The organism is Clostridia bacterium (genome assembly GCA_012841935.1).
In the GTDB taxonomy this organism is placed as follows: domain Bacteria; phylum Bacillota; class Peptococcia; order DRI-13; family DTU073; genus DUTS01.
In genome coordinates, this window is record DUTS01000099.1 from 1 (window position 1) to 4,004 (window position 4,004).

Consider the following 4,004-nt stretch of genomic DNA (forward strand, 5'->3'; position numbering starts at 1 on the left):
ATTGATTTTCTTATTTCCCTATCATGTTCATAACGACTGGGAATACCCCGACGTGGTGTAGTTGCTCTTGCGGTACCAGTAGTACTAGTACTTGGACGTGTTGACCTTCCCGAATCCCTCCTTAGGGGAGTACTACTTCGACTACCCATACCTCTATCTTCACGTATTGATTTTCTTATTTCCCTATCATGTTCATAACGACTGGGAATACCCCGACGTGGTGTAGTTGTTCTTGCGGTACCAGTAGTACTAGTACTTGCCCGTGTTAGCCGTTCATATCTCGCTGTATTAGAATAAGAAGTACTCCTAGGTTGTCCAGGCTGTCTAGTCCGCTGTCTAACTTGGGTAGTAGCCTGTTGTGTACTTCTACTTTGCCTGGCAATACGTTCTTCTATTCTTTTTTGTGTACTTGCCCGTGTTGGTCTTTCATATCTCGCTGTACTAGAATAAGAAGTACTCCTAGGTTGCCCAGGCTGTCTAGTCCGTTGTCTAGCTTGCTGAGTAGCCTGTTGTGTACTTCTGCTTTGCCTGGCAATACGTTCTTTTATTCTTTTTTGTGTACTTGCCCGTGTTGGTCTTTCATATCCCGCTGCACTAGATTTTTGCCGTGAAGCTCCGGAACGCTTACTAACCTCACGCCGCCGTTCTTGGGCACGGTGTTCAGCTTCCTTCTTTTTACTAGTTTGAATTTTTCGTTCACGATCCGCTTTTGCAGACCTACGTTCCTTTTTAGGTTCTACAACTGGTTTCCCTTTTTTCTTCTTGGTAAAACGGTCCCGAACTTCCCTCTCTAATTTTTCCTTCTCCTTTTCTAAATCTTCTTGCATACTGGCAAATTCTTTTTGGGTTTCCTCAATTTCTTCTTTAATTTCCTTTAATTCTTCTTCTAATTCCTCATCTATTTCTTCTTCCAAAATAAATTCATCATCAAGTTCTACTTCAAGTGTAGGATCCTCACCTACAGTTAAATCAGACCAAACCTCTTCAGGATCTATTTCCGGTTGATCATACTGATCAGTAAATCCTCCACCTGGTAGATCATCAGGTTCATCTAAATCAAAATCCCCTAAGTCACCAAAAATATCCCCTTCATCAGCAAAGTCTTTTAAACCTAAATCCTTTTGATCTTTATCCAATAAACGTTTCTTTAGATTTCGTAAAAACCTAATAAATTCACGGGTTTCATAAATATAGGCCATGACCCTACCACTGGTTTGCAAAAGCCAGGCTACCGAACCAACTCCGGTATCGGTAACACCATCACTACTCATGGCCTCAAGTATTTTCCCTTTAATTCGCTCCTTAAGAGTCCCAACAGTTAAATCCTTAAAATTACCCGCTAACCCTTTAAAAGAAAATTGTGTTTTACCATCACTAGTTTTAATAAAATTGCTTTTTAGATTATCGTATAAATACATTTTTAAAATTTGTTGAACATTACGTGCACCAGCTAAGGCCCCCAAGCCGGAATCAATTGTACCATCACTTTGAACATGGCTCAAAGCTTCATCCATGACTAAACCAACATAAAAAAGACGGAAATTGAGTTTTTCTTTAGGCTTCTCCTTTTTATCCCGATGTCGTAATTCATCGGCAATTTCTTCTAAAATACGTATTTCCTCTTTTAATTCCTCGATTTCATCATCAAAAAGTGTTCCGTCATCAATTTTTTCCGCTAACCCCTTGGTTTTCTCCCTTAATTCCTCTTCTAACTTTTCCTGAAATTGCTTACGACGATACGCCTCTAATGCTTGATGTCTGGCAATAGCTTTTTTAATTTCCTTTTCTATTCTTTCATCCCTTTGTTTACTACCTGTTCTTCTTAAATCTTCCAGATATTTAGGAGAATACCCATTATTCCTGATTATTTCTTCTAAATATTCTTCTCGTGTATAAAGTGGTGCACCCCCCTCACCACGAACAGATACCATAGCTAACTTTTGCAGATAGACGGTTAGTTTTTGTTCAGTAATTTCATAGGTTTTACGAGCTTGGGCTTCACGTTCAAGATGCTTATCCAGAACTTCCATTTTTTCCGCATCTTCTGAACCAATCCCGGAAAGAATATCCTTTAAAACTTTATTTCTTCTTTCAGTTTCCTGTCCCTTAAGCTCACTTATTATTTCTTTTATTTTGGCTTCAATTTCTTTATTTCTTCTACCAGTAACCTGGACATACTCTTCATATTTAGGTGAATATCCCTGGTTCGCTACTATTTCCTCCCAATATTCTTGTAGGGTATAACGCTGAACATGTTCTTTTTCCGCCAAAGTTCTTTCTTTAAATTCGTCTTTTTGGTATATCGCTTCGGCCTTTACTAAATAATTCTCCCGTAATTCTAATTCCTCTAGATATTGATTCCGTTTTGTCAGTTCTTTACTTAAAATGGCTTCATTTTTAGCCCTTTCCTCTAATCCTTTTGCTGTTAAATTCTTTATAGTTTCTGTGCTTTTTTCTAAATAAGCTTGTCTTCTTTTTATTTCTGCCAACTCAACAATTTTTGACTGTAAGGCTATTGCAATTTCTACCTCTTCAATTTTCTCACCGGTTGCTTTCAAATGTTGATTATATTTTTCGGAAAAACCTTGATTAACTTTAACTTCCTCTAGATATTCTTCCAACTGATAATTTGGTGGAGTAAGGAAATTCCCCTTACGACCCAAAAATTCATATACATATTTCCCATCACGATTAAAAACTATTTTATTAGTCAAGACATATGTCTGATGATATTCTAAAGCCTCATCAACATAAGCATTCAAATTAGCCATTTTTTCATCATATTGACTACGTCTTAAATGTTCCTCACTAACTAATTCCTCTATAATTACATCTTTTACCGATTCATCTTCCTGCAATTCTTTTAATGAATCTTTAATTGTAGCCCAACGCCGCTCAGTCTCATTAGTTTTAAATTCATCAATTAATTTTTGTCTTACCAATTCCACTTCCGGAATTGTCCTACCTTTTCTACGAATATAATCCTCATATTTTGGAGAATAACCTTGACCTTCCCGCAATTCCTCTAAATATTCATTCAAAGTATAATCCGGACTAATTTCATCGAAAATAAAGCTAGAAGTTCTCCCTACTAAACTTTGCCTATTTTTTTCATAATCACTTAAAGCCCGTTTGGTATATTCTTCAACCTTAAAAATATGGTTTTCAAAATCACTTCGCTGGGGATGCTCATGGGCAATAAGTTTTTCCAATTCAACAATATAAGGATCAAGTTTTTCCACTTCAAACTGTAGATCCTGCGTAAACCGCATCTGACGATAATTTTCCTCAATTTCATAATCATTTACCGCCTTTAAAATTAAGGCTTCTAATTCCGGATCACGCCGTTTAGCACCCACTAACTGTAAATCCTTTAAATATTTAGGAGAATAACCGTGATTTTTACGAATCTCAGCTAAATATTCATCACGAGTATAAACAGGCTCATATCCCTTGCCCTTAGGTGAAATGTTTTTTAGGTCCTCTAAGTATTTAATTAGATTTTTCCTATTTTTCTCATATAATTCCCTTCGATTACGTTCCTTCTCCCAAAAATAATCCAAAACTATAGCCTTACGGGGATCTTTTTGTTCCAATAAAATTAAAGTTTCCATTAAAGCATTATTACACCTAATAGTTTCCTGATCCTTAAGTTTAGCTATTTCTTCTTTAATTGCCTTTTCAACATCAGCATTCCTGCGTCCAGTTATTCTTACATATTCCTCATATTTAGGAGAATAACCATGCAAATCAGCTATTTCCTCGAAATATTCTTGTTGTGTATAACGTAAAACCTGTTCATTTTCTGCTAAAAACTCCTCTTTAAATGGCTCCTTGTTGTATTCCCCCAAGGCTTTTTCAACAAAACCTTCCCTTTGCTGCAATTCCTGTTGATAATGTACACGTTTCTCAAAATCTGCCGCAAAGGAATTTTCTAACTCTAGGTTCGCACTTTTAATTTCATTAGAAAACTCTTGCCAAGTCTCGGCATTTTGTTCGATAAA

General features: G+C 36.5%; 1 protein-coding gene. It reads right to left on the reverse strand.

Translation table 11 applies throughout. The annotated features are described in order from the left end of the window. On the reverse strand, positions 1–4,004 hold a 4,004-nt coding region (locus GX687_05450; protein ID HHX96882.1), incomplete at both ends, for a hypothetical protein.